The sequence below is a fragment of the Ensifer sp. genome (genome assembly GCF_035999135.1).
Classification (GTDB): domain Bacteria; phylum Pseudomonadota; class Alphaproteobacteria; order Rhizobiales; family Rhizobiaceae; genus Ensifer.
The window spans coordinates 25,542-49,954 of sequence record NZ_DASYGZ010000185.1 but is presented as its reverse complement, the minus strand read 5'-3'; the positions used below and the strand labels follow the sequence as shown (position 1 = coordinate 49,954).

The window sequence follows — 24,413 nt, the reverse complement described above, 5'->3', positions numbered from 1 at the left end:
CTTTTCCCGCCAGAACCTCTCATACTCGGAGCGCTATTTTTTCGAGATGTTCGAGACCCATGGGTTGACCGGCAACATTGCTTATAGCTGCGACGATACATTCTCACTGGTTTCGCTCGTATCCGCCGGCCTCGGCATCGGTTTTGCCCCGGAATGGACGAAGGATCTGCCGAACCGTGGTTTTGAGCTTCGGCCGGTGAGGGGAGTGGATCTGAAGATCGGGCTCGGCGTGGCCTGGAACAAGGAGGACCCGACAGCGTCGCGCGACGACATCATCGATATTGCCCGGTCGCTGGCGCGGCCGGGCAGGTGAATGGCGAAGTTTGCCTGGGAGCAGCGGTCGAGCTTCCACAGCTTTGTCCATCACGGTTTTCCGCTCGATGAATTCGGACGTCAAAACACCCCGTATCCCCTCTGCCGGAACAACAACGTCGGGCCGCGGTTACACTCCAAAATAGGAGACGCGGATGCCTACGACCCCAATTCCCCAGCCCCCGGATCCAGCATTTCCGCCGGATATGCCGCCGGACGAACCAGATCTGCCGGATCCCCCGATCGAGGAACCAGAGCCCGATGTGGGGCCCGGCGAGGTGCCCCCAATAACGCCCGTTCCAGGCACCGAAATTCCGCCGAAGATGTGAGGTCGTGTCTGACACAAACTCGCGTGTCGACCAAACACGACCATCCTGCGACGATCGCGCTGACGCTATCTCGCGCTCTTGGGGAACGCGGGCAGCTTGTCAATGTCCGATGCGTCGTGCTGCACGATCAGCGTCGCATCGAGCGAATTTGCGGTGTCGGTCAGCCTCTCCATCGATGCGAGTGTGTCCGCGCGGTCGAAGTTGAAGGTCGGAACGCCGCGAATAGCGAACTGTTCTTCAAAATGGACGACGTCACCGGACAAAAGCACCGGCCCCGTCTTCTCGAGCCGCACGAGCAGGCTGGTCTCGCCCGGCGTGTGGCCGGGAGTCGACAGGATCACCACCGATCCGTCTCCGAAGACATCGCGATCACCCGAGATCGGGTCGACCTTCGAGTGGCCATCGAGCCAAGGCTGGATGGAACTGGGATCGACGGCAAAGGGCAGGGGATCATCCTTGAACTGGGCGAAATCCGCGGCGCCGATCATCAACGTGGCGCCGGGGAAGCTGGCCGCCTGACCGACATGGTCAAAATGGTTATGGCTGATACCGAGCCGGCTGATCTGTTCTGGCTTGACGCCGATTCTGGCAAGTTGCGTCGGGAGATCTTCGAAGAGCGTTGGCGCAAAAACCGAGGCCGCATCCGGCTTCGCTCCGATCAATGCTGCCGGAAGTCCGGCATCCCAAAGCATATAGTCCGTGTCGTGACGAACCAGATAGCAGCTATCGGTCAGTGTCCTCTTTTCTCCGGCATATTTGAATGTATCGGAAAAGACGCCGAGATTACGGACCTCGATCCTGCCGCAATCAAGCCGCCAGAGCTCTGTGTCTGCCGCGCTCGCCGGAGCGCCCGAGATTAGCGCGGCTACAGCAAATAGGATTGTTGTCAGGGGTCTCATTCAGGTCTCCTTCGGTTGAAGACCAGCTTGTGCCCGATTTCAGCGAAGGGGGTGGTCCCGCTACGATCGGTCTTGAGCCAGAAACGCTCGCATCGGTATTCTTTATCGCGGCGTCGTCGCCTATGGTGTGCGTATGAACATTCATTCCAAAAGCCAAGGCGTTGACTTCAGCGCGATCCTGTTGGAGCAACTGCGACCTTTGACGGCGCCGAGCGGAACCGATGGGCGCTATCAACACGGAAACCGGTTGTTTTCATACTGTTCACTCGATCGAGAGCGACTGAAAGCGGTCGAGCTCCCACATCCGATCATCGGCATTATCCTGCGCGGGCTCAAGGAAGTATGGCTGGCCGATACGGTTCATGTACTTGAGCCGGGGACCGTCTTTGTCATGCCGCGCGGGGTCCGCATGGACGTGGTCAACATACCGGCGGAGCGCCATTCCTATGAATCCCTGCTGTTGGAAGTGCCCGCGCTGCCGCCGGGCATTTCACCGCTGATAGGTGGTCGGCGCGCCGATGGCGGTAACTGGCAGTTCGGCGTTCCCCTCAACAGCGATCTCGTTGACGCATTGGTCCACGCCGCCACTTCGATCGCCAGCGATGCGGTCGGTGATGCGTTGAAGACATTGCGGCTGGCGGAAGTGCTCACGTTGATGCAGCCGCTCGCCGCCGCAAGACCGCTGTTTGAGACGAGCTTGTCAGAGGAGGTTGCGTGGCTGATCCGCGCCGCACCGTCGCAAGCGTGGACGGTAGAGCGTGTTGCGGCTCGGCTTGGCCTGGGTGCTTCGACACTGCGCCGCCGGCTCACAGCTGAGCACAAATCTTTCCGGGAGATCCTGCGACATGAGCGGCTGCAGGCTGGTCGAACCGTGCTCGCGTCCGGCGCGTCAAGCCAGGCTGCGGCGGAGGCTGCCGGCTACAGTTCCCGCTCCCATTTTGCGCGACGTTATCGCGAAAATTTTGGTACGTCGCCGGTGCGGCGCAGCGTTGGGTAAACAATGCCATTTGCGTTTTTGCCTTATCGCATTCCGCGGGCGGATTACGGGTGTCAGGTTCGAAACCGTTCAAGGAGAGGGATGGGAGACAACCGTGCTGCCGGCCTCCGGTCGGCGCGTGGAGCGTTCGCGTTGCTGCCTATCATCTGAACGCCAGAGACACGTCAGAAGCGGATACTTGGCCAGTGTGTCCCGAGTGGCCGGAAGCTGACTGTCCGCTGCTAAGGCGATCATCGCGGAAAACTGAGATCCGAGACGTCGGTGCGGAGCCCGGGATCAGCTCATGCCCAACACGGTTCGTACGCTGTGGTGACCGGCCGCCGTACACGACCTATGGCACGTGTTGCATGATGATTTGCGTGTGCAGCATCGGCGCTTCGCCTCCGAAATAGGTTTCCAGCAGCGGCAGAAAATTATCCGACAGGTAAAAATCCGTCAGCGCGCGGTCTGCCAGAAGGCGGAAGTCGGCGTCGTCGCGACGCAACGCGATCGCATAAGGTTCATGTGTGATCAGGCGATCGCCGACCTCGAGCGAGGATGGATCGCGCGCCCGTTTGACCAGGCTGATCAGCAGCGCCTGATCGGCGATGTAGGCATCGATTGTGCGGTTCTCTAGCGCCTTGAGCCCGTCCTCATGGGTGTTGAAATCGGCGAGCCTTGTCTTCGATTCCTGGACTGCGAGTGCCTCGCGAAGCGTCGCGGCCGTGGTCGTGTTTGCGCGCATACCGATGATGTTTGTGGCAACGCGGTCGCTGACGACGTGAACGGCCGGTCCGGTGAGAAAGAGCGCCTGCAGGTAGTTGGGCGAATCCTTGCGCAGCAGCGCGCTCGCCCCGGTAAGGAAGATCGGTTGTGAGAAATCGACGATTTCCCGCCTTTTCAGGTTCACAGTGATGGAACCGCAAAGCAAGTCGATATCTTCATTCGCTACTGCGTCCAAGCCATCGGCGAGCGTCACCTTGACAAATTCGCGCTTCAGTTGCGGAACTTTATCTTCGATCTCGTCGGCAATCTTTCGGCACAGGTCGATGGCATATCCCACCGGTTCGGCCCCTGGCCGGACGGAAGAAAACGGCGCCTGATCGGAGATGTAACCGATACGCACGGTTCCACGCTCCGCCAAAGTGTCGAGCGTTGCGGCAGCGGTCCCCAAAGCCGAAAAACAGAGGGCGAGGCTCACGAGCAGAAACCGTCTCATGCACTTGGCCATACTTGTGTGAGGGGCACCTGCATGATCCCTATCTCCGGAAAACGGTGTCGATCTTGAAGGCGTTGACGCAGCTTATGGGCTACCCCTCATATGTCAACCAGCGGCGCATGGCGCTTCTCTGCGGCATCGCCACCGCGGCAGGGTCGGTCGTCCGCTCTTGGCGCAAACATGCCGCCGCGCCCGACATCCCGAGGGACTGCTGCTAGATCATCGGAGGCCTCAGTAGCACCCGGGAGATACTAACCGAGGGAATAAAATCGAAGTCGGCGCAGATAGCCATTGCCTGATCTTTGGTAAGGCCCGCTGTCGAGGTAACGTGCGTAACAGCCCATGCACTCTCCCACAGGAGCGCCAACAGGTGGGCACCGCTTTGCATGTTCTTGATGGTCTTGTTACCGAACCTTCGCCATAGGTGCTCAGCGCGCTGGTTCGGCTTGCCCACAAAGCTACCGAACCGCGATGGGGGCGGTAATAGGCAGCTAAGCGCTTCAAGAGATCAGTCAAAATGGCCGTTCCATTCCTGCGGGCGGATGTGTCCCGACGAACGACTTGCAAGGCTCCCGTTGCATCGAGAGTCTGCCGTCCCTTCGGGACAATCAGCGGCGTATTGGAGACAGGATCGCGGATGATGACGGACGGCAGGCCAAACACGTCTTCGACCAGCCGTTCGGTGGCTATGGCTGACGGGCTGCCTTCTGCGACGAGGCGTAGCGGCAGGCATGGTTGAGGTCGTGCAGCACGGCGACGACGGCGCGCCTGGCCGTTGAGATCGATTGGTGTCGCTGGTCTCCGCCGGCCGGCATCGGCTTTGCGCCGGAATGGACAAAGGACTTGCCGAACCGTGGTTTCGAGCCCCGGTCTGTGCGCGGCGTCGATCTGAAGATCGGGCTTGGTGTCGCCTGGAACAAGGAAAGTGTTTGACGGCCAAAGTCGTTCAAGATGGGCAATGGCTTCAGTCTGCAAATCCACGCACAGTCGTTGAAAATCGTTGATCCTCTGTTCTTGACGGGGTACCTCGTGCTGAAGGGATTCGAGCGTCTTCACCGCCAATGCGTAACTTTCGAAGAGCTCGTTCAATTCGCGGTGCTTGACGGACCGCAATCGTTCCCTGTGATGGGGTAGCGCCATCGCCAAGCGAGCGCGTCCAATATGAACGAATCCCATTCTACAACCACCTATTCATCGGCGGGACCGCGCCCCTGCAGCGATCGCTGGAACGGTTGATCGCCCGCTCGCGGCGCTGGTGGTGAAGAGGGTCTCCTCGCAAACCACAGAGCGCATTCCAAAAGACACTCTTCATCGGTCTGGCCGAGGTGGAACTCGTCGATGAGAAATCGCGCCAAATGGTCGCTCCGGTCCGACCGTTTAGGCAGCGCCGACAAAAGACATGCTCGATCAAATACGCGTTGGAGCATTTTGGAAGCCTCCGCGCCTGGTTCGAAATGGGTGAAACGTGAAAGTACGTGCATTTTCAACCTCCCATCAGGGCGGCAAGGGTGTTCGTGGGAAGCGTCGGCCTGCCCGCAATGATTGGGCGGTCCAGCTTGCCTTCGATTGAGAAAACGTGGCGAGAGGTTGCTGGTTCCCCGGCCATAATACCCAGTTTGGGCTAGTCCGTAGGCCACAACATGCCTCCACTCCCTGAATTCAAAGAGATAACCCGGCGCAGTCTGATATCGCCCATTGATGGAAAACGTGCCAGGGAACCCGGTGATGGACCGCGCGAAGTATGAACGCTGTTCGGGAGCCATCTGGCTGCATCGGCATGTCGAGCCCTGTCAGCCCATTCTGGATGCAAGGGGCATCGACGACGCGACCGTGGCTCAGGACGAGATATCTTCTTCCAGGATCGGGAACGATGCTTCTAGTGCGGCGCCGACAAAGGCTTTCCGTGAGAGGCCAAGCTCATCCCCGCGCTCAAGAGCGGCGCGGCAGCGATTTCTAGCTCGCTCGTAATACCATCCGCCCTGCGGCATTTCGCTCAGATATTGTAGCGCATCCTGCGGTCCGTCGATGCGACGCTCGCCTGTCGCACCGAGCCTGACGGGACGATCCCAGATCAAGGCTTGCATGGACGTTACCTCCGATTCGCCGAAGAACGTCTGGCCTGACGGTTTGTTCCAGCGTGGCGGCTGACAATGTGCGGCGCCCTAAGGCGCCGGCGGCTAACGCGCAGCATTATGCCGAACACAACGGAGTTAAGAGGGGCTTCCTTGCGCAGATCGCCATGCAGCAATTGGCATCTTCTCAGCAGTGCCGTGTTCAATGACAAGCACGCTGTCGAAGAACTCTACCCCTACCTCTGATTGGATCGAGGAGATATCGTGCATTATGGCGATGACCGTCGTCTTTGGGCAATCTGCTTTGATCGATTGATAAAACGCCTGGACCGCCTGGCCATCAAGGGCGCTCGTCGCCTCATCCAGAAACAGCAAGCCCGGCTTCAGCAACAGAATCTTTGCGAGAACGAGTTTCTGTTTCTCCCCTCCGGAGAGAAGCTTGTCCCAGTGCTGCCCCTCGCGACCCTCATCCGGGAGTTCGCGCGAAATCTCTTCGAGACCTGCCTTTCCCAACGCCATTGAGACTGCGGCGTCTGGATGTGCTCCGGCCTCATCGGGGAGGCATACGAGATCCTTGAGGCTGACGTCCTGGAGTTTGACGTCCTGCGCGGCATACAGAGTTCGCATACCGTCCGGCAGTGTGATCATGCCGCGCCCATGCGGCCAAAGACCGTGTATTGCCTTCAGAAGGGACGTTTTGCCACTTCCCGATTCACCGATCACCAACGTCCACTCGCCCGGGGTGAAATCCAGGTTGCTGGCGGTCAAGAAGGGGCCCTCGTCGCCAGTGTGCAGCAGCTCGACAGAATGGACGGTCAGGCCATGTGCGGCGTCATCGGATGGGTACTCAAAAGCGGAAGGCCCGCTTCGTGAATAATAGTCTTGCGGCTGTTGCACCGCTTCGATTGCTTGCGCAAGCTCAGTTATGCGGTGCGCGTCGGCTCTTAATGTCGCAATGTCTGGCATCGCGTGAATGAACCACGAGCATTCATTGATAAGGGACGTCGCAAGTTCGGCTCCTGTCACGTAGTCCTGCAGGCTGATTGTCTTGTCGACATAAGGAAGCAGACCCGGCGCGTAGGCGACGATGCGTGATCCAATGAAATTGTGCACCAGTTCAAAGCCCATATAGCTGGCAGAAACCCGGTTGAGCCTGGCCCAGGTATCGTCGATTTCGCTGTATCGGCGCACGTTCACGGCCTTTTGCGCCGGTTCCCCTCTGATGACGGCAACATGGAAACTGCGGTGCAGCAACTGGTTCAGTTCGTTTCGATAACTGCCTTCGGCCGACTGGATGCGTATGGAGAGGCCCTGCAGCATGCCGCCAAGCTTGGCTGCAACGAACGTATTGAGGGGCACGTAGATCGCGATCGCGAGAAGTGTCAGGCAGGCGCTGCCGTAGCTGCCGAGAAGGTCAAGCCCTCTAACGGGGCTTGAGGTTTCGATCAGCTTGCCCCCCACAAAGGCAAGCGACATCACGACGCCGGCGATGCCCAGGCCAAGGCCGATAGCACCGCCTGTCATGCCCTTTATGGCCTCTTGCACCCTTTGATCGATGTTGTCGGGCGAAGAAGCCTCCTCCTCGCTTCCCGCACCGCGCCCGTTCTGCTGCAGATGGAAGTGGGTGTGGTTGGAATCGAGCAGGGCCTGGTTGAAGCGTTCGTCCAGCCATTGCCGCCATTTTCGATGGAGACTGGTGGAAAAGAAGTGGCGTACAGCAGTAAACCCCGCGTCCCTCGTGATCGCGATGGCGGCAAGTGTGGCCGCCGTTGTCAAAAGCGATGAAGGCGTCGTGGGTACTGTCGGATGATGGAAGTTCGCGATACGATTGACAAGTTCGCCGGAGGTCAGCGCGAACCAGACACTTGCCTGGGCCGACAGTCCGGTCAGCAGCATGATGACGAAAGTCAGAACCCAAGCTTCGCGCCACCGTTCTGACAGCCAGTAGGCGAAGAGTAGGCCCCAGAAACTGCGCATGGAGGACACGGGACTGTACGGGCGGCGCCTTTTTCCACTGAAGGGCCGTTTGACCAGTGCTGCTGCCTTCTGTGCGCTGCTTCGCACGACTTTGCGTGAATTCATCTTATTGTATGGGATCGAGAATGCTGCGTGTCAAACCGGCAAGGCTTATCGCATGGGCGCCGATGAAGTGCGGCCGTTTGCGCCCGGCCGGATGCCGGGCGCATCCCGAACTGAGAAAGTCAAAGCGATGGTCGCGCGCCCATGCCATTTAGGCGGCTTTGCGGACCGTCGCCTTGTTGATGGATGTCACCGCAAGGTTGGTCAGCTTGTTGTTCGTCGCTTTTTCCTGGTCGAGGATCTCTGAAAGGAGGGTATGAGCCTCCTCGTGACCGAGGTCCTTTGCCCATTCCCGAAGCGATCCGTAGCGAGCAATCTCGTAGTGTTCTACGGCCTGGCATGCGGCCAGAAGGCCTGCGTCGAGCGCGGTGCCCTTCGCTTCCGATATCAGTCCATCGGCCTCCTTGATCAATCCCTCGATCGCGTCGCACTTTTCTCCGGCGGGTTTCTTGCCGATGGATTTGAAGACCTGATCGAGCTTTTTGATCTGGTCCTTCGTTTCCGAAAGATGCTCCTCGGCCGCCTTTTTGAGCTCCGCGCTCTTGGCGGCCTTGGCGACTTTCGGGAGTGCCTTGGTGATTGCATTTTCTGCGTAGTAGACGTCTTGAAGTGTGTGTTCGAAAAGTTCTGCAAGCGAGTTCATACTAGCTCTCCTCTGAGACTGAACGCCGTAGAAGAAGCCTTAGCTACGGTTTTCGTTCCAGGCGGCGAACTATTTTTGGACGTCGTGCCGCGACATATGCCGTAGCAATCGTGTCACGCCTCTGATCAGTCGACCTGCTTTTCGCCGGCGCTCTTGCCATCGGCGCTTTTCGACCGCTCCTCGAAACGCTCCGCCCCCTTCTTCAGAGGCGATCCTTTGGCCCTTTCGACTTTTTGCTCCTCGGCGGCGGCTTGTTTCTTGAACTCCTGCGACGATTGTCGGCCCTTGGCCGTCTGTGACTTGGGGCTTGCCATTGTTGCTCCTCCAACCTCTGACCGCTTAACGTTTGAAGCGTCGTTGAGTTTCCCCTTCTGCCAACTGATAGAAAAGGAGCCACTGCTCGTTAACGTGGGCTCGCTTTTTATTCGGCTCCAGGATGGGGACAGCGGCCATTATGGAGGACCTAGGGCATACGACCGTCGAGGCATCGTCGGCAGCCGCTGCGCTTCACTTTGATCCATCAACAGCTGTGCCGGTCGAATTCCGGTCTCTCCATTGAGGCGGACAAGCCTGGCGCAGACATCCCGTCATCTTGCAGCTTTTCCAATGGTGTCGGCCATATGCGCTCCACGAAACCCCATGGGAAGAGGGCTTCCAGTGGTCGAGTCCTTGGCTGTTTGATGTTCGAGTTCAGCGTTCAGTTCGGCGCCCACGATCAAGAGGGTCACCGACAGCCAGAGCCAGATAAGGAACCCGACGAGGCCGCCTAAGGCACCGTAGCTGGCTGCGTAGTCAGCAAGATTGTTGAGATACCAGCCATAGACCAATGACATCAAAATCCACGCCGACGTTGCGAAGACCGCTCCCCACGTCAACCAGCGAAGCTTTGCCGGCTGGCGACTGGGGCCGAAACGATAGACGACCGCTGCGCCGGCCAACCCGCCGACGACCACGAGTGACCAGCCCGTGATGAGGACGATGGTTTCATCAGCCGCGTCAAGCAATGCGGTGCGAAGGACTGCGGGGAGCGCTGCGGTGATTCCTATCATCAGGATGATGGCGATCATGGCGCAAAGCGTGAAGACGACGGCAATGAGATTGAGCCTGACAAATCCTCGCTTCTCGACTTCCTGATAGGCAACATTCATGGCGTCGAACAGCGCGAGCGTTCCATTGCGGGCACTCCAAATGGCAATTGCGAAACCAATGAAAAAGGCAAGGCTCAAGGTCGTGTCACGCATCTGCAAGATTGCGCGAAGCTGAGCGTCGAGGATATCGAACGCCCCCGGGGGGAGCGCATAAGCGAGCGTTCTTAGATGCTCGGTGATATCGACGGGATCGGCGAGCAGCCCGTAAAGGGCCACGATCGCGCCCAATGCTGGGAACAGCGCGAGAAGCAGATAGAAGGTGACCCCTGCTGCGACGAAGGCGACGCGGTCGCTGGAAACTTCCAGTACGACGCGCCAAAGCACGTCATAGAGCCCCTTGGCAGGTATTTCTTCGGGGACGTCGGCGTTACGGCCGCGGTCTTGGTCGAAGTCATCGTCTGCGTGCGTGTGATCCTGTTTTGCCCGCGATGTAGTCCCGTCTTGCCGCAACAGGACTAGTGCGATCACGGCGATCGCAAATAAGCTGAGGGCGACTTGACGATCGGTGGAGCTCGAGGCCATCAGCAACATTCCCCTCGCGTTATAGGCTCAACGGGGTCGCACGAACGCGGTCCACAGGTACCCCACTATGCCGGCTACAACGACGGTCGGAATGACGTGACGTCGGATCTTGTTTTCCACGGTCTCGATTGCGACATTTGTTTCCAGGGCCGCCAGCCTTGAACTCCCGGCCGCGATGGCGGCCAGTTCCGCGCGAAGCCGCATCACATCCGCCCGCAGTGCCTCTAATTGCGCATCTCGAGTCAGTCGGTAGCTTTGGAGCTTAGCGCTTTCCGACGTCGCTTGGTGGTCGTCACCTGTCACGTCGGTGAACTGTGGTGCTTCATCAACAATTTCATCGTGTATCTGATCCGTCATGGCTTGTGCCTCCTCTGGTTCACTTCAACCGAGAAGGATGGACCGTTGTTCCACGTTCACGGCGTCGAACCGCATCGAGCGTGCTCAATTTATCGAAACGGGAAGGGGTTTGTGTTTCGGCCGCGGAAGGTTCGAACGAAGCGCGCATCATTGGCGCCCCCGAACGAAGAACTCTCGGACGCTGGGTTGGCTCAGTTCTTTTTCTTAGTGCTCGCCGCGGCTTTTGTCGTAAGCCGAAAGTCGGCCATTTCTTGCACCGTCAAATAGTAAAGATGATCCGATGGCGTCTCCAAAGCGTGCAACCAGAGTCCGGCAGCAATTCCCATCGCATCGAGATGGCGCGCGACCCGGGCAGTGGCGGATTGGGCCGATGCCATTGCTTCCTCTGCTGTCGGTCGGTCATCGGTGCCACTGAATAGCTGGTGCACGCCAACCACCGCATCCGTTTCCGCAAAGCGCTCGACACCGCCCGAAAGGATAAGAGGGCAAGAGGACGCGCAAAGCGCTCTCGACGCCACCTTCGTATTCAGCCGCTTTTCTCGGATGAGTTTGGAGATCGCTAGAGCGTCGTCGACCGAGCCGCCCGGTGAATTGAGCGCAACGGTTCTGACGTATTCGCCGCGTTGTTCGATCTCTCGAGCAAATCGCAAAGCTGCCCCTAAGTCGATCGTACCTTCGGCAAGCATGGAGCCGCCGGGGCCAAGATTGAACGTCATAGCCTTCGTCAGGTCTTCGATCGGGCTTGCCGGGGTTGCCGTCGGCCTGTTTGGATCCATAGTTGTTCCCGCGGGCGGCAGGAAAGGCGGCGCGCGAGATGGGTCGGCTATTGGCGGCTGGCTCTTCGTTGCGATCTCATGAACGTCGATCAGAAGAAATATCGCCGTCAACGACAACAACGACATAAACGCGGCGCGCATCAAGGCGCCGTCCTCCAAGCGCTTCAGGCGGCCGATCGCTTCATCGATCTTCATTCGATCGATCCTTTGGTCGCGTTCGTGGATCGAGACTGGTGATATTGTTTTGCTCCTCTGGTCGTTTCTCCGGTTCCAATTCCGCAACGACTTCTGCGAGCTCGACCCCGTGTTTCGTCAAGGCGCGCTGAACTTCCAATGCCTGCAACAGCTCGGCTGCCGTAATGCGCTCCGCAAAGGGCATTCGCTCCTCCTGTTTGCGGATGGCGCCATGCACGACGGCGAGAATGAAGACCAAGACGCCCGGCAAAAGATCGATGGAAATGGCGCCGGCCCAGGCCGGGATAAAGTCGGCGGCATAGCGCAGCACCGCTTCGGCAGATGAGAGCGGCACGAACCGGCGTTCCGTCACCGGTGTGCGCGCGAGGATCTCGTCGGCAGCTTCGGAAAGCACCTTCGACTGGGCCGCAACGGACGCCCGCACGGTTGCCATGACCCTGTCCTGCCGATTGACTAGGTCTGCGTCGCCACCGTCGGCCACAGGGGCTATGAAGCCAAGCGAAAGGTCGTCGGCCGCGCGCCGGATCGAAGGGGCAATCGACGTCTGCCCGAGGGATGCGATAACACCTGTGAGCGCAACAACTTCCGAGGAGAACTGATCGGCGCGCGGCTCGATCGCGCCAGGTGCCGAGACCAGGGTGCGCATGGTCTCCAGCCGCTTTTGCCCTTGATTGAACAAGGTTGTCACCTGCTCGCGCGACGCGTTGATCCCGCTTTCGAGATCTTTCATCTGCGCTGACATCTGCGACAACAATTGTACGACGCTTCCTGACCCTGTCGTGCCGGTCAGAGCGCCCGATTGTTGTTCCGAAAGGGCAAGTTGCGCGAACCGTTCGGAAGCGCGCTGGATATCGGGCAGCAGGCTTTGGGCCGCCAGCGCGTTCTGGTGCGCCTGGTCAAGGTCGGCGGTATAGTCCTCGACGGTTTCTGCGAGATGCTGTTCGAGCGCTGCAGAACCGGCCAAGGCCGCGGCGTTCAGCCAACTCGACATGGCCATGATCATGGCCGCACCAAGCGCCATGACGCCGAGCATGGATGCGCGCCCCGTATGGGTGGTGATATGCGGGTAGAACCGGGCCATATAGGACCAGAATGCGTAGATGCCGACGGAGACGGAAGCCGAGTAGATGATCGCTGCAAAGAAAACCGCCGTCGGCGAGCCATCCAGGATGCTGCGCACGCCGAGATAGGTGTATACGCCCGAGGCGAGCGCAAGAACCGCCACCGCAAACCGCGTCATCGTCTCGACGGCAGCGACCCCGTCGTGCAAACGCTGGGATGCACCGGTCGCCATGGGCAAGTCTCCACGAGAGGAATGTATTCCTTAAATGAGACGCACGAACCGGGCGGAATAAAGGCCGGCATCCGGCGATGCGCTTGGGGATTTTGGGCAGTTGTGATCGCGGTTCACACTTACGCAAGGCTTGCGCAGGACGTCCCGTTACCCTTCACCATCGGCGCTTTCCGCATGGTTCCATCCGCTTTGCAGGTTGGCATCGACTTCGCATACCACGCCTTCAGGGCGATAGGTGATCTTGACCTTTCCGTTCAACTCGGCCGCCAAGAGCGTCTTGATGAGACGTGAACCAAAGCCGGTACGTGACGGCTCCTTGACCGCTGGACCGCCGGATTCCGACCAGCGCAAAGTCAGTCGCGCTGGCGCATCCTCATGAAGTGACCACGCGATCGAGACCCTTCCTTCAGCTGTCGAGAGGGCACCGTACTTGGCGGCATTTGTCGCCAGTTCATGGAGTGCAAGTGATACAGATATGACCACGCGTGGCGACAGATGGACCTTCGGCCCTGAAATTTCAAATCGCTCAGGCGGGAACGGGGCGAGCGACTGATCTATAACCGCGCGCAACTCGGCCTCTTCCCAGGTTCCCCGCATAAGGAGGTCGTGCGCTCGCGCCATCGAAACGATCCGCGCTTCAAACCCTTGCAGTTCAGATGGGTTAGTCACGCTGGCGCCCAGCGTTTGGCGAGCGATCGCAAGGACCGTTGCAAACAGGTTCTTCACGCGATGATTGAGCTCGCCGACGAGGACGGTTTGAAGGCGTTCAGTCTCCTTGCGAGCCGTTATGTCGTGAGCGAGCTTCGAGGCTCCAACAATGCTGCCATAAGCGTCATAGATCGGCGACACCGACAAGAGCACATCGACAGTTCGACCATCCTTGTGAAGTCTTTTGGTCTCATAGGGTTCGACCTTCAGGCCGGCGCTCACCTGGCGCAAGATCGCAGGCTCTTCGTCAATACGATCCTCCGGCACAAGCGTCATCACAGAGCGTCCGACAATCTCCTCTGCCAGGTATCCATAGAGTCGCTCGGCGCCTCCGTTCCAGCTCGTGACCTTCATCTTAAGATCGATGCCAAGAATTGCATCGTTGGACGAGGCGATGATAGCCGCGAGGCGCCGTTCGACTTCCTGTGCCCGCTTGCGTTCGGTGACGTCGACGATGACGGCGGCAGCCCGCTGAAAACCGCCCTGTTTATCGCGCAGCACGGAAACAGAGTTCGTTACCCATACGAGCCCTCCGTCCTTTCGCACGTAGCGCTTTTCCATTTCAAAGCTGTTGCCGTTCTGCGTCATTTCCTCAAACAGACGGGCGCTTTCCGCCATGTCTTCGGGAAACGTGATGTCGTGAATCCGCATCGTCAGCAGCTCGGCTTCGCTATAGCCGACGATGTCGCAGAAGCGACTGTTAACAAGGAGGAAGCGGCCTTCGAGGTCGGTTTGGGCGATGCCGGCAGCCGACTGCGAAAAGATCGCACGCAATTGCGCTTCACTCGCCTGCAAGGCGTTATCGGACCTCACGCGCTCGGTGGTTTCGTTGACGATGCAGAAAACGCCACGCACGGCTTTGCTCTCATCGCGCACGGGCGAATAGGAGATGTCGAAATAGACGGTTTCTGGATAACCATGTCGTTCGATGTAAAAAGGCCGGTCCTTCGCCACGACTGTTTCGCCACCGTCAAGAACGCGTCGAAGAAGTGGTTCGAGATCGCTCCAGAGCTCGCCCCAGTTCTCGTGTGCCGGGCGCCCTAGCGCGCGCGGATGCTTGTCCCCAATCGTCGGAGCATAGGCGTCGTTATAAAGAGCGATGAACTCTTTACCCCAGAACAAGACGATCTGGGCCTGGGCCGGCAACATGATGTTGACGGCGGCTTGGAGGCATGGCGGCCAGTCTTTGACAGGGCCAAGAGGACTGCCCTCCCAGTCATGTGCCTCGATCAAACGGGCCATCTGATTGGACGCAGCGGTGGTGTCGATGCTCTCCAGTTTCATATCTCCTCATAAGGGCGGCAAACATACTTCAACCCTTTGAGAAATCTGCGTCAATAGCGAATTGTTTGGGCGGGCGAGGTTGCAGCGCGAGGCTTTGGCATCGACGCTTCGTCGAGGCTACAAACTGGCGAAAAAGGCTACTCAGGCGCCCTGCGATCGAAGTGTCGGCCTGAACTAGAATTTGATAGATCCCTGGGCCAGGGACGCTCGTACCCTGGCGTGCACCGGCACCTCCAGGTAGCGCTGAATGAGATCAGGTGACGCCTTCTTGCCATGATGCTGCATCATCTCGGACAACAGGATTCGAACCCCATCGAACCGCTCATGTGCAACCGGATGGCCCGCAGCGATGACACCGCTTTTTATGACGCGACAGTAGAATCCGGGACGGCCGGCTGCCAGATATCTCTTCGCGAAGGCAGGGTCGCCCAGCCGCTCGCTCAAGATGCGGCACGGCATTCTCGGCGCCGTCGCCTCAAGGATGACGTTTCCGATTAAGAAACGGTCTCCCACCGCGACGCTCCGATTGTCCAGCCCGTCGATGCAGAGGTTTTCCCCAAACGCCCCGTGGCTGATGTCTTGGCCGAAGGCGTCTTCCCACCAAAGGCGGGTGATGTTGCCTTCCACACACACCGCCTGTTCGGGTCCGCCATGATGTTTGCGATTACAGATGGTATCACCTTCAAGCCCCTCGGGCCCTACCGCAACCTCGCTCATGACAGGATGTTTGTTGATGCCTGTCGGCGTCTTCTTGCCGAGGCGTACCTGAGGCTTTCCCACGCAAACAGCCAGCAGCCTCATTCTTCCCAATCCTTTTTGGTTTCGCGCTAAAGCAGCGCGACCATTGCAGCAACGGTTATGATCGCCAATGCCGCCAGAACAGTATCCAAAAGGATCGTACGGCTGATATTTCGATGCGCTCGAGACATGGCCTCACCTCATCATCTGGAGTCAATCTCACCGCAGTTTCGTGACCTGGCCTTCCGAAATAGCCTTGGTGAAAGCGTCCCTGGCCGTTTCCCACGGGTAAACGCCAAGCATTGCATCGGTGCATTTGTTGAGCGCTTCTGTATAGGCAACCCCGTGATGCACGGGCCAGCAGTCGCTCAGCAAATTCGCCGCTTGAGCGGGTGTCCAAACAATCTGAACCCCGTCAAGCGCAGGGAGCTGGATGATGACGCATTCGTTCCAGGTTTCTAACATCGACCCTTCCTTTGTGGTTGAGATAACGAGGGGCGGGTCCGATCGTTCCCAAATGTCGCCCGTGTGAACGTGGGCGATCGGGGTAGGCCCACGTGTTCGACGTTCGGAACTTGAATGGTCCTTGGGGGTTATAAGGAACAGGTGATGCGCCCGTCGCCCAACTGTGGGGTTGAACGCGCCGCCCTTGCCATCGGCGAGGAGAACATGTCGGATAACCGCCACTTCTTTTCCAGATTTGCCACGTCCGTTGCAGATCTTTCCGGCAAGCCGAGCACATTCGTGGCTGCCGTCGTCGTCGTTCTTCTGTGGGCCATTGCCGGCCCGTTTTTTGGCTTCAGTGACACGTGGGAACTCGTCATCAACACAGGCACGACGATCATTACCTTTCTGATGGTGTTCGTCCTCCAGAACTCTCAAAATCGCGATGGGAAGGCGATGCAGGCAAAGCTCGACGAGCTCATCCTGGCGTCGAAAGCCCGAAACGAGTACGTCGGCATCGAGAAGCTGGACGAACAAGAACTGAAATCCCTGATCAAGGCCCTCGACAAAGCGGCAGAGGGTTCGGGACAGAGCCTCCAAGACCAATCGGGCCCTGTTGCTGGCCGGACATAGTGGTCATTTGCCAGATCGGCGCGCCGCCTCCGCTTCATCCGCGTCTATGGCGAAGAGAAATTCTCCCCCTTCGCCTCGCACGCGAACGAGCCAGCCTGACGCGACCTCTCCGCTCTCCGTCAGGTCGCCCAAGAGATCTACCGCTGAGCGAAGCGCCTCTTCTCGCGCCGCTTTAAGACTCGGCATCCTCGACGGGGGAGTTTGTGTGCTGCCCTCGCCATCGCGGTACTCGTATATGTACATCTGATCCTCATTTCCGTCGCTGATCGCGGCAATGGAGATCTCGTCGAAATTGCCGTTGCTCTGCGCGTCGTAGTCGTTGAGCGCAGTCTTGTACCTCGCGGTCTCTATGAGGACATTTTTCGCCCGCTCAATCGCCTTCGGATCATCTTCCGGATGGACGATGTTTGCCAGGTCGACGATGACTGAGGCGCCATCTTTCCCATCGAAAACCACGCGGATAACAGTCTCTCCGCTCTGGGCGACTGCGCGTGCGACGTGAACGCCAACTACCTCCATGTCGAACAGCTCCTTCGGGTTTGACCGCGGCCACTCGGCCTTGCCTCCTGAACTCGACAAAGTGAGTTCAGATACATCAATCGCGATGGAGCCTCGTTGTTCCCAAGCGACGGGATGGTCGGCTTTGTTGCGACCGAAACGGAAGATCAAACAACGCTTCGATTGCGGAACACTCGACGGCGTGGACGGTTTGGGCAGGTCTCGCATCCAGCGAGAATTCAGGAAACGAAGGAGCCGATACATGCCCAATCAAGCTCGCGACCAAAACGGTCAAAAGTCAGCCGGAAGCGCAAAAGCCGGACAGTCTGCCAGACCCGCGGGAAAGTCGTCCAAGTCTTCGGAAGGTTCAAAAGGAAGCTTCAAGGACGATAAACAGAAGGCCGCGGAGGCCGGCCGAAAGGGCGGCAAGGCCTGAATGTTCAAGCGGGCACCGGGGCGCGTCAACTCTCAGTGTCCGCTTTGATTCAGCGGGTGCATGGCCACTCCCAGACAACCGAAAACCAGGGCCTGAGGAACGTTTTGAGTGCAGCGGAATTCCCTTATGAGGTCGCAGGCCGTGTCAAGCGGACACGATGGAGATGGAGAACATCAGGATTTTTCCGCTTTCTCCTTTTGGCCAACGAAAATGGCAGTCGAGCTCCCTACCCATCCGGCCTGCGACCGACGCTGTGAGGTGAGGAGCGGTCCCGCTCGCACTCGAAATGATCGAAGCATTCGTAACGATCCCGTCATCGGAATGACGAACGTGCGAAGCGTAAGATTTGTTCTCTAAGCGAGGGTTCAGCCACGCGCCGTGCCGCTTCACGATAGTCGAACCAGACGAGCTTTCGCTCGTCTTTCTCCGGAAAGTTTCTGACAAGGCGAGACACTTCAAGCGCGTGAATCTGCACTCTGCAGGAAATCCGGACGCCCGTGTCCAGGCGTTTTCGGTAGGCGTAGTGGCCAAGGGCAGTCCTTTGGCACGTTCCTTTTACCCCTGCCTCCTCAAAGGCCTCACGTGCTGCAACCTCGTAAGCGCGTTTTCCTTTCATGGGCCAACCTTTCGGAATGACCCAGCGGCCGGTGTCGCGGCTCGTTATCAGAAGGATTTCGAGAGTATGGCCGGGAAGATGCCTGTAGCACAATGCCGCGTACTGCAGTCGCGGCGGACGGCGAAGCATCAGCTGCACGTCGGCAAAAACCCTGTGCAGCAAGTCATGGCCTGAAATCTCCGTTGTTGCAGTTGAACGCGCCATTCGCCTCAGACGGGAACGGCGAGGCAGGCAGTTTGGTTCCGTATTCCGTAACCGCCCGCTGATGAGCGGGTCTCACAGCGAGCCCGTCGAGCCCGGCCGGAACCCCAGTCCGATCGACGAGTTTAGGAGGTAGTCGCCATATGAGGATTGTCCGATGACCGATCGCCTGACCATGCAAGATCCCCGAACGCAATATCCCGCACCGCCATTCGACCCACAGCCGCAATCGATGCCAGGTCTTGTTGGCAAGATGCATCCAAAGCCTGATCACGGCGAGCAGTCCTACAAAGGTGCCGGTCGCCTGAAAGGACGCAAGGCCCTGATCACCGGTGGCGACTCAGGGATCGGACGGGCTGCGGCGATAGCGTTTGCACGTGAGGGGGCTGATGTTGCCATTTCCTATCTCCCCGACGAGGAGCCGGATGCGAAAGAGGTTCTCGAACTGATCGAGAAGGAGGGACGAAAGACCCTGGCGCTTCCTGGCGACATAAAGGAGGAGAGCTGGTGTCGCGAGTTGGTCGCGCGCACGCTTTCGGAGTTTGGCGGCATCGATATCCTCGTGATCAATGCTGCTCGTCAACAGTTTCGAAAAGACGTATCGCTCGTGACGTCGCAGGATTTCGATGCCACGTTGAAGACCAATCTCTACGCGCTTCACTGGATCGCACAGGCAGCCGGACCGCACCTGCCGCCCGGCGCCTCCGTCATCACCACCGCTTCCATCCAGGCGTACCAGCCGTCCCCGATCCTCCTCGACTACGCCACGACCAAAGCCGGCATCGTCGCCTATACCAAGGCGCTGGCCAAGCAACTGATCGAAAAAGGTGTGCGGGCCAACGTCGTCGCTCCGGGCCCCTTCTGGACGGTCCTGCAGCCGAGCGGCGGTCAGCCGGACGAGAAGGTCGAAAATTTCGGTAAGGACAGCGACTTCGGCCGGCCCGGTCAACCGGTCGAGCTGGCGCCAATCTTCGTCTTTCTCGCATCGCAGGAAGCAAGCTTCATCAACGGCGAGGTTTACGGCGCCACAGGCGGAAAAGGCGTCGACTGATGCGAAAACGGCCGGCGCAGCTATGGAGGCGCCTACCGGTCCCTAACAGGATGTGAGGTCATGCCGATGACGAAAGACAAATTGTCGGTCTACAGGGACAAGCGCGATTTCCGCCAAACGCGCGAACCGAGCGGTGAACGAGGGGTCGCGTCGTCAAATCAGCGGCGCTTCGTCATCCAGAAGCACGACGCGAGCCGACTGCACTATGATCTGAGGCTTGAACTGGACGGCGTCTTCAAGTCGTGGGCGGTTGCCAAGGGACCCTCCCTCGATCCGCACGACAAGCGCCTCGCGATCGAGGTCGAGGATCACCCGCTAGACTATGGCGACTTTGAAGGAACGATCCCCAAAGGCCAATATGGCGGCGGAACGGTCATGCTGTGGGATCGAGGTCATTGGGAGTTCGAAGGGGATAAGAGCCCGGAAGAGGCCCTGAAGAACGGTGATTTCAAATTCTCGCTGGAAGGAAAGCGCCTGAAGGGCAGCTTCGTGCTCGTTCGGATGCGCAACGACCGCCACGGCGGTAGCCGGGCGAACTGGTTGCTGATCAAGCACCGTGACGATTTTTCGGTCAAGGGAAACGGCGCAAAATTACTGGAGGAGCACGCAACCTCGGTCGCTTCCGGCCGAAAGATGGATGAGATCGCCAACGGCAAAGGACGCAAACCGAGCGCCTTCATGATGGCCAATGCTGCGGTCGAGGCGGACGCCGTCTGGGACAGTCACCAAGAATTGGCGGCAGCCGAGCGCAAGAAGAAGCCGCGCGCGCGGGTCAAGACGCCGGCGAAAGGCGCTCTCCCCGAATTTATTGCACCTCAACTTTGCCAGACAGTCGAGCGCCCGCCGCCCGGCGACAAGTGGCTGCACGAGATCAAGTTCGATGGCTACCGCATCCAGCTGCGCGTCTCTAATGGCGTGGCGACGCTGAAAACGCGAAAGGGCCTTGATTGGACGGCCAAATACCCCGAGATCGCCAAGGCTGCGGCCGCCTTGCCCGAGTGCATCATCGACGGCGAAATCTGCGCGCTCGATGAGCACGGTGCACCGGACTTCTCCGCCCTCCAGGCGGCACTGTCCGAGGCAAAGACGGGCAACCTCGTCTATTTCGCCTTCGACGTACTATTCGATGGCAATGAGGATTTGCGAGGAGATCGACTGGTCGATCGGAAGCAACGCCTTAAGACATTGCTCGATGAAAAGGGGGAAAATCCTCGCCTTCGCTTTGTCGAGCATTTCGAGACAGGCGGCGATGCTGTGCTTCGCTCCGCCTGCAAGCTCTCCCTGGAGGGGATCGTATCGAAGCAGACGGACGCACCTTATCAGTCGGGGCGGGGAGAGACCTGGGTCAAATCCAAATGCCGGGCGGGCCACGAGGTGGTGATCGGCGGATACGCCAGGACCAACGGTCGCTTCCGGTCTCTGCTCGTCGGCGTCTACCGAGGAGATCATTTTGTGTATGTCGGTCGAGTTGGAACTGGATTTGGGGCAAGCAAGGTTTCGAACCTGCTTCCCAAGCTGAAGGAAAAGGAAGTCGCGCGATCCCATTTCACGGGCATCGGCGCACCGAAGGGCGGCAATGATGTCGTCTGGCTGAAACCGGACCTGGTTGCGGAAATTGAGTTCGCCGGGTGGACGGCCGACGGGCTTGTGCGGCAGGCTGCGTTCAAGGGTCTTCGTGAAGACAAGCCCGCTGGCGAAGTGGAGGCAGAAAGATCGGCTCCGCCTCAAAGTACGCATAGGCCCAGCCCAAAGCCGAAGGTGGCGTCGACCCGGAAAGGGCAGAAGACAGAAATCTTGGGCGTCCTCCTCTCCAGCCCGGACAAACCGCTTTGGCCGGACGCTGCAGATCGCCATCCCGTGACGAAGGAGGACCTTGCTCGATACTACGAGGCGGTTGGTTCCTGGCTTATTCCTCATGTTAGAGGCAGGCCCTGCTCCATCATCCGAGCCCCGGACGGAATAGCCGGGGAGACGTTCTTCCAGCGCCACGCGATGCCCGGAACCTCGAACCTTCTCGAGCTTATCGAAGTTTTTGGTGACAAGAAGCCGTACCTTCAGATCGATCGCGTTGAAGGATTGATCGCGGTAGCACAGATTGGCGGCCTTGAACTTCATCCCTGGAACTGTGAACCCGGCCATCCCGAAGTTCCCGGGCGCCTGGTCTTCGATCTGGACCCCGGACCCGATGTGCCATTTTCCGCGGTCGTTTCGGCGGCAAGGGAAATGCGCGACCGGCTGCATGATTTCGGGCTTGTCGGGTTCTGCAAGACGACGGGAGGCAAGGGGCTTCACGTCGTGACGCCACTTTCGGTTCGTAATCGCAAGTCGCTGACTTGGGCTGAGGCAAAAGGCTTTGCGCACGACGTCTGCGAGCAGATGGCTATGGACAGTCCGGACCTTTACCTGATCAAGATGTCGAAAAGCCTGCGGAAAGGTCGCATCTTTCTCGACTATCTACGCAACGACCGCATGGCGACAGCCGTTGCGCCATTGTCGCCGCGCGCAAGAGCAGGCGCCACGGTTTCGATGCCGTTGAACTGGCCGCAGGTGAAGGCAGACCTCGACCCGACGCGTTTTACCGTCCGTACGGTGCCGGCGCTCATTGAAAAGAGCACTGCTTGGGAAGATTACGGCGACAGCGAGCGGTCGCTGGAACAGGCAATCCAGAGACTCGTAAAGGCGCGGGCAGCCGCGTGATTCCCGTGATGAAATCCGAAGACGATATCAAGACCAAGAACTTGGAGAATGCGCCGATCGGTGCATCGACCGACCTTCCACATGATCGGGTCACCGTCGAACGATTTCGCGAGACATTTCCGCGTGCGCGCTGGAGTGACCGCCTGAAGGCCTGGTTCGTGCCGGGTCGGACTGCCGAGCGCCGCATCAACCGCTGGCTTGCAAAGATGGAGGCGGAGCAGGACCATTTTGCCGACGACAAGGGGCGCGACTCCTTTGCGTTTGAGCCGATCGAAAGCCCATATCTTGAGGCCGGACCTTTGGCCCTGGAGATCCGCACGCCCTATTCCAAATCCGTCGTCAACGACATCCGCGAAATACCGTTTGCGCGATGGGACCCCGATCGCCGTCTTTGGACGGTCCCCTATCGTGCTCTTTCTGAACTTCGGCAACGCTGGCGAGCGATCGAATCTGCAGCCAAACGCAGCGAGCCGGAGGCAAGGAAAGAGCGGATGGAGGCGCTCAAAGGGACGAGGGAGGAGAAAGCATCAAAGGCGCGCGCCAGCGAAAGAAGACGCAAGCGGTATCCCATCCCCGTGGATGATCTGCCGCCGTTCGAAAGCGCGATCTCGACCCATTGGGGAGTGGTTTTCTTCAATGGCTCGGATGGCGAATTTGCGGATGCGAAGACGATCAACGCCTTCTATTTTCCAACCAAGGACGCTGAGGGTTACATTTGGGCAACGTGGAGCCCGGGGTCGCTCGAGGAACTGATCGCGACGTGGCCCGCGAAGGCGCCGCCCATGGCGGCCGGACTCAAGCGGGGCTGGTGGTTTCCGACGATCGAGGAATTGCGCGTCGCGCGTCGGGCGGCTCGCTCGAAACTCAACGCCAACAAGCGCAGAAGCGAAAAGAGCAGCGCCGGTGGATAGCCGGCAAGTGGCACTTGAGCGGTTCCACCAGTTGCGGCCGATCACTCCGCGCGAGTTGGTCGGGCTCTGGCGCGGCAAATGTATTGCAACCGGGCACCCGTTCGACGGCGTGCTCGAGAACCTTGGCTGGTTCGGCAAACGCTTTGGTTCGGATCTGAGGGCGGATGCCTTGCTCTTTTGTGCGGGGCCAGGAAGGCTGAGGGCGATCGATCCAAAGTGGGTGCCGCTTGGGCTCGCCCTTCGGTGTCATCGATTTGGTCGCACGCGGATTGCCCGGCAGCTGTTTTGGCGGCTCCAGCGCGCCTTTCAAGCCAAAGGCCCTGTGGCATCGCTTAAGACTCTGACTTTGGATGGTGTGGCCAGTGCAGCCATGGTCTATGACGATCAGCCGATCATCGACCATTTTCGCAAGATCGATGAAAACAGGATCATGGGATTAATGATCATACGCGATGACGAAAGGGTCTACGCCTTCGAGCTGACGCGCATAAACTGACAGGGCGAGTGTTCGTACCGCTGGTCTCCGGTGCCCGGGCCGAAGCCCATACAGTCATTTGCGCCCACGCTTTTCGGCCGCGACCGATTTCTTGAGAGCGTCCATGATGCTGATGACATTGCTCGGTTCCGATGGCGCGCCCGAGATTCCGGCCTTTGACTTTGCTGGCTTCTTCAAGCCCTTCTTCTTGGCGGCGATGATATCCGCCAAACGCTCCTGAACCGGATCGGCGACCATCTGAGGGCTCCAGTCCTTCGTCAGCTTTTTGATTAGGCGCTGCACGAGTGGCATCATGTCCGGATCGGCTTTCTCGTCATTCGCCGCCGTCAAATACAGATCTTCGTTGCGAACCTCGTCGCCATATCGCAACGTCCAAAGCACGATGCCCTTGCCACGGGGTTCAAGCATGACGGCGCGCTCACGACGCGAAATGACCAGCCGCGAAATTCCGACCATCTTCTGGGCCTCCATCGCATCGCGGATCACCGAAAAGGCCTCCTCTCCAACCGGTTCATTGGGAGAGAGGTAGTATGGAGTCTCAAGCCAGATCCACTCGATGCTGTCACGCGGCGTGAAGGTCGAGATATCGATGGTTTTGGTCGTGTCGAGTGCGACGTTCTCCAGTTCCTCGTCCTCGAGAATGACGTAGTCGTCTTCACCGCGCTGATATCCCTTGACCTCGTCTTCCTCTTTGACGTCCTTTCCGGTTATTGCGTCAACGAACTGGCTGACGACGCGGTTCTCGGTCTTCCGATTGAGTGTGTGAAACCGGATCTTCTCGTTGTCTGTCGTGGCAGGCATCATCTGAACAGGGCAGGTTACGAGCGAGAGTTTCAGATAGCCTTTCCAGTAGGGGCGAACGGCCATGGGTCAGCCTCC

Annotated in this window: 24 protein-coding genes and 1 pseudogene; 9 read left to right on the top strand and 16 right to left on the bottom strand. The window is 58.9% G+C overall.

Translation table 11 applies throughout. The features are described 5' to 3' along the window. Positions 1-313, top strand: a 313-nt coding sequence (locus VGO12_RS24545) for a LysR substrate-binding domain-containing protein (RefSeq protein ID WP_327515341.1), incomplete at its 5' end; no start/stop codon positions are given. A 393-nt stretch (positions 314-706) separates the two neighbouring features. On the opposite strand, the gene VGO12_RS24540 is transcribed toward VGO12_RS24545, so the two are convergent. Further along, a complete protein-coding gene (locus VGO12_RS24540; protein ID WP_327515340.1) occupies positions 707-1,540 on the bottom strand; it encodes an N-acyl homoserine lactonase family protein in 834 nt (277 codons plus the stop codon). Between the two features lie 133 nt (positions 1,541-1,673). Here VGO12_RS24540 and VGO12_RS24535 point away from each other — a divergent pair, with 133 nt between their 5' ends. Beyond that, a complete protein-coding gene (locus tag VGO12_RS24535) occupies positions 1,674-2,537 on the top strand; it encodes a helix-turn-helix transcriptional regulator (protein ID WP_327515339.1) in 864 nt (287 codons plus the stop codon). A gap of 331 nt (positions 2,538-2,868) precedes the next feature. Here the strand turns inward: VGO12_RS24535 and VGO12_RS24530 are convergent, their stop codons facing one another. After that, positions 2,869-3,735 carry an amino acid ABC transporter substrate-binding protein gene (locus tag VGO12_RS24530; protein WP_327515338.1) on the bottom strand — a complete coding sequence of 289 codons (867 nt, stop codon included), beginning with the start codon at positions 3,733-3,735 and terminating at the stop codon, positions 2,869-2,871. Positions 3,736-4,520: 785 nt separating this feature from the next. Here VGO12_RS24530 and VGO12_RS24525 point away from each other — a divergent pair. Further along, a pseudogene (locus tag VGO12_RS24525) lies at positions 4,521-4,659 on the top strand (LysR family transcriptional regulator); the annotation flags it as partial. 911 nt (positions 4,660-5,570) lie between these two features. Here the strand turns inward: VGO12_RS24525 and VGO12_RS24520 are convergent. The 11 genes from VGO12_RS24520 to VGO12_RS24470 form a co-directional block, all read right to left on the bottom strand. Beyond that, positions 5,571-5,819: a DUF982 domain-containing protein gene (locus tag VGO12_RS24520; RefSeq protein ID WP_327515337.1), complete on the bottom strand. Its 249-nt coding sequence runs from the start codon at positions 5,817-5,819 to the stop codon at positions 5,571-5,573. A gap of 126 nt (positions 5,820-5,945) precedes the next feature. Continuing rightward, a complete protein-coding gene (locus tag VGO12_RS24515; RefSeq protein WP_327515336.1) occupies positions 5,946-7,784 on the bottom strand; it encodes an ABC transporter ATP-binding protein/permease in 1,839 nt (612 codons plus the stop codon). A 253-nt stretch (positions 7,785-8,037) separates the two neighbouring features. Next, positions 8,038-8,529 (bottom strand): ferritin-like domain-containing protein, encoded by a 492-nt coding sequence (locus VGO12_RS24510; RefSeq protein ID WP_327515335.1) that lies wholly within the window; start codon positions 8,527-8,529, stop codon positions 8,038-8,040. A 125-nt stretch (positions 8,530-8,654) separates the two neighbouring features. Next, positions 8,655-8,843, bottom strand: coding sequence for a hypothetical protein (locus VGO12_RS24505; RefSeq protein WP_327515334.1), 189 nt, complete (start codon positions 8,841-8,843; stop codon positions 8,655-8,657). A gap of 273 nt (positions 8,844-9,116) precedes the next feature. After that, entirely contained in the window at positions 9,117-10,199 is a 1,083-nt protein-coding gene (locus VGO12_RS24500) for a YihY/virulence factor BrkB family protein (RefSeq protein WP_327515333.1), read from the bottom strand. A gap of 27 nt (positions 10,200-10,226) precedes the next feature. Continuing rightward, positions 10,227-10,556 (bottom strand): hypothetical protein, encoded by a 330-nt coding sequence (locus tag VGO12_RS24495; RefSeq protein ID WP_327515332.1) that lies wholly within the window; start codon positions 10,554-10,556, stop codon positions 10,227-10,229. A gap of 191 nt (positions 10,557-10,747) precedes the next feature. After that, entirely contained in the window at positions 10,748-11,527 is a 780-nt protein-coding gene (locus VGO12_RS24490) for an ATP-dependent Clp protease proteolytic subunit (protein ID WP_327515331.1), read from the bottom strand. Beyond that, positions 11,514-12,821, bottom strand: a complete 1,308-nt coding sequence (locus VGO12_RS24485; RefSeq protein ID WP_327515330.1) for a hypothetical protein — start codon at positions 12,819-12,821, stop codon at positions 11,514-11,516. The genes VGO12_RS24490 and VGO12_RS24485 overlap by 14 nt, the downstream gene beginning before the upstream one ends. 147 nt (positions 12,822-12,968) lie before the next feature. Beyond that, complete coding sequence (locus tag VGO12_RS24480; protein ID WP_327515329.1) at positions 12,969-14,813, bottom strand: PAS domain S-box protein; 1,845 nt, start codon at positions 14,811-14,813, stop codon at positions 12,969-12,971. Positions 14,814-14,987: 174 nt separating this feature from the next. Beyond that, positions 14,988-15,614, bottom strand: a complete 627-nt coding sequence (locus VGO12_RS24475) for an MOSC domain-containing protein (RefSeq protein ID WP_327515328.1) — start codon at positions 15,612-15,614, stop codon at positions 14,988-14,990. 156 nt (positions 15,615-15,770) lie between these two features. Continuing rightward, on the bottom strand, positions 15,771-16,016 hold the full coding sequence (locus tag VGO12_RS24470; protein ID WP_327515327.1) for a DUF982 domain-containing protein: 246 nt from the start codon (positions 16,014-16,016) through the stop codon (positions 15,771-15,773). A 204-nt stretch (positions 16,017-16,220) separates the two neighbouring features. Between VGO12_RS24470 and VGO12_RS24465 the strand changes: the two genes are divergently transcribed. Beyond that, on the top strand, positions 16,221-16,628 hold the full coding sequence (locus tag VGO12_RS24465) for a low affinity iron permease family protein (RefSeq protein ID WP_327515344.1): 408 nt from the start codon (positions 16,221-16,223) through the stop codon (positions 16,626-16,628). Positions 16,629-16,631: 3 nt separating this feature from the next. Here VGO12_RS24465 and VGO12_RS24460 read toward each other — a convergent pair whose 3' ends face one another. Continuing rightward, positions 16,632-17,390 carry a DUF6894 family protein gene (locus VGO12_RS24460; protein WP_327515345.1) on the bottom strand — a complete coding sequence of 253 codons (759 nt, stop codon included), beginning with the start codon at positions 17,388-17,390 and terminating at the stop codon, positions 16,632-16,634. Here VGO12_RS24460 and VGO12_RS32255 point away from each other — a divergent pair. After that, entirely contained in the window at positions 17,389-17,562 is a 174-nt protein-coding gene (locus tag VGO12_RS32255) for a KGG domain-containing protein (protein ID WP_327515326.1), read from the top strand. The two genes, VGO12_RS24460 and VGO12_RS32255, sit on opposite strands and share 2 nt — an antisense overlap. A 313-nt stretch (positions 17,563-17,875) precedes the next feature. Here the strand turns inward: VGO12_RS32255 and VGO12_RS24450 are convergent, their stop codons facing one another. Further along, a complete protein-coding gene (locus tag VGO12_RS24450) occupies positions 17,876-18,382 on the bottom strand; it encodes an NUDIX hydrolase (protein WP_327515325.1) in 507 nt (168 codons plus the stop codon). A 154-nt stretch (positions 18,383-18,536) separates the two neighbouring features. Between VGO12_RS24450 and VGO12_RS24445 the strand changes: the two genes are divergently transcribed. The 4 genes from VGO12_RS24445 (at position 18,537) to VGO12_RS24430 (ending at position 23,534) form a co-directional block, all read left to right on the top strand. Beyond that, entirely contained in the window at positions 18,537-19,430 is an 894-nt protein-coding gene (locus VGO12_RS24445; RefSeq protein WP_327515324.1) for an SDR family oxidoreductase, read from the top strand. Between the two features lie 66 nt (positions 19,431-19,496). Next, positions 19,497-22,127: a DNA ligase D gene (ligD, locus tag VGO12_RS24440; protein WP_327515343.1), complete on the top strand. Its 2,631-nt coding sequence runs from the start codon at positions 19,497-19,499 to the stop codon at positions 22,125-22,127. An 8-nt stretch (positions 22,128-22,135) separates the two neighbouring features. Then, positions 22,136-23,038, top strand: a complete 903-nt coding sequence (locus tag VGO12_RS24435) for a hypothetical protein (protein ID WP_327515323.1) — start codon at positions 22,136-22,138, stop codon at positions 23,036-23,038. A gap of 7 nt (positions 23,039-23,045) precedes the next feature. After that, a complete protein-coding gene (locus VGO12_RS24430) occupies positions 23,046-23,534 on the top strand; it encodes a DUF4334 domain-containing protein (RefSeq protein WP_327515322.1) in 489 nt (162 codons plus the stop codon). A gap of 54 nt (positions 23,535-23,588) precedes the next feature. On the opposite strand, the gene VGO12_RS24425 is transcribed toward VGO12_RS24430, so the two are convergent. Further along, positions 23,589-24,401: a Ku protein gene (locus VGO12_RS24425; protein WP_327515321.1), complete on the bottom strand. Its 813-nt coding sequence runs from the start codon at positions 24,399-24,401 to the stop codon at positions 23,589-23,591. Between the last annotated feature and the right edge of the window lie 12 nt (positions 24,402-24,413).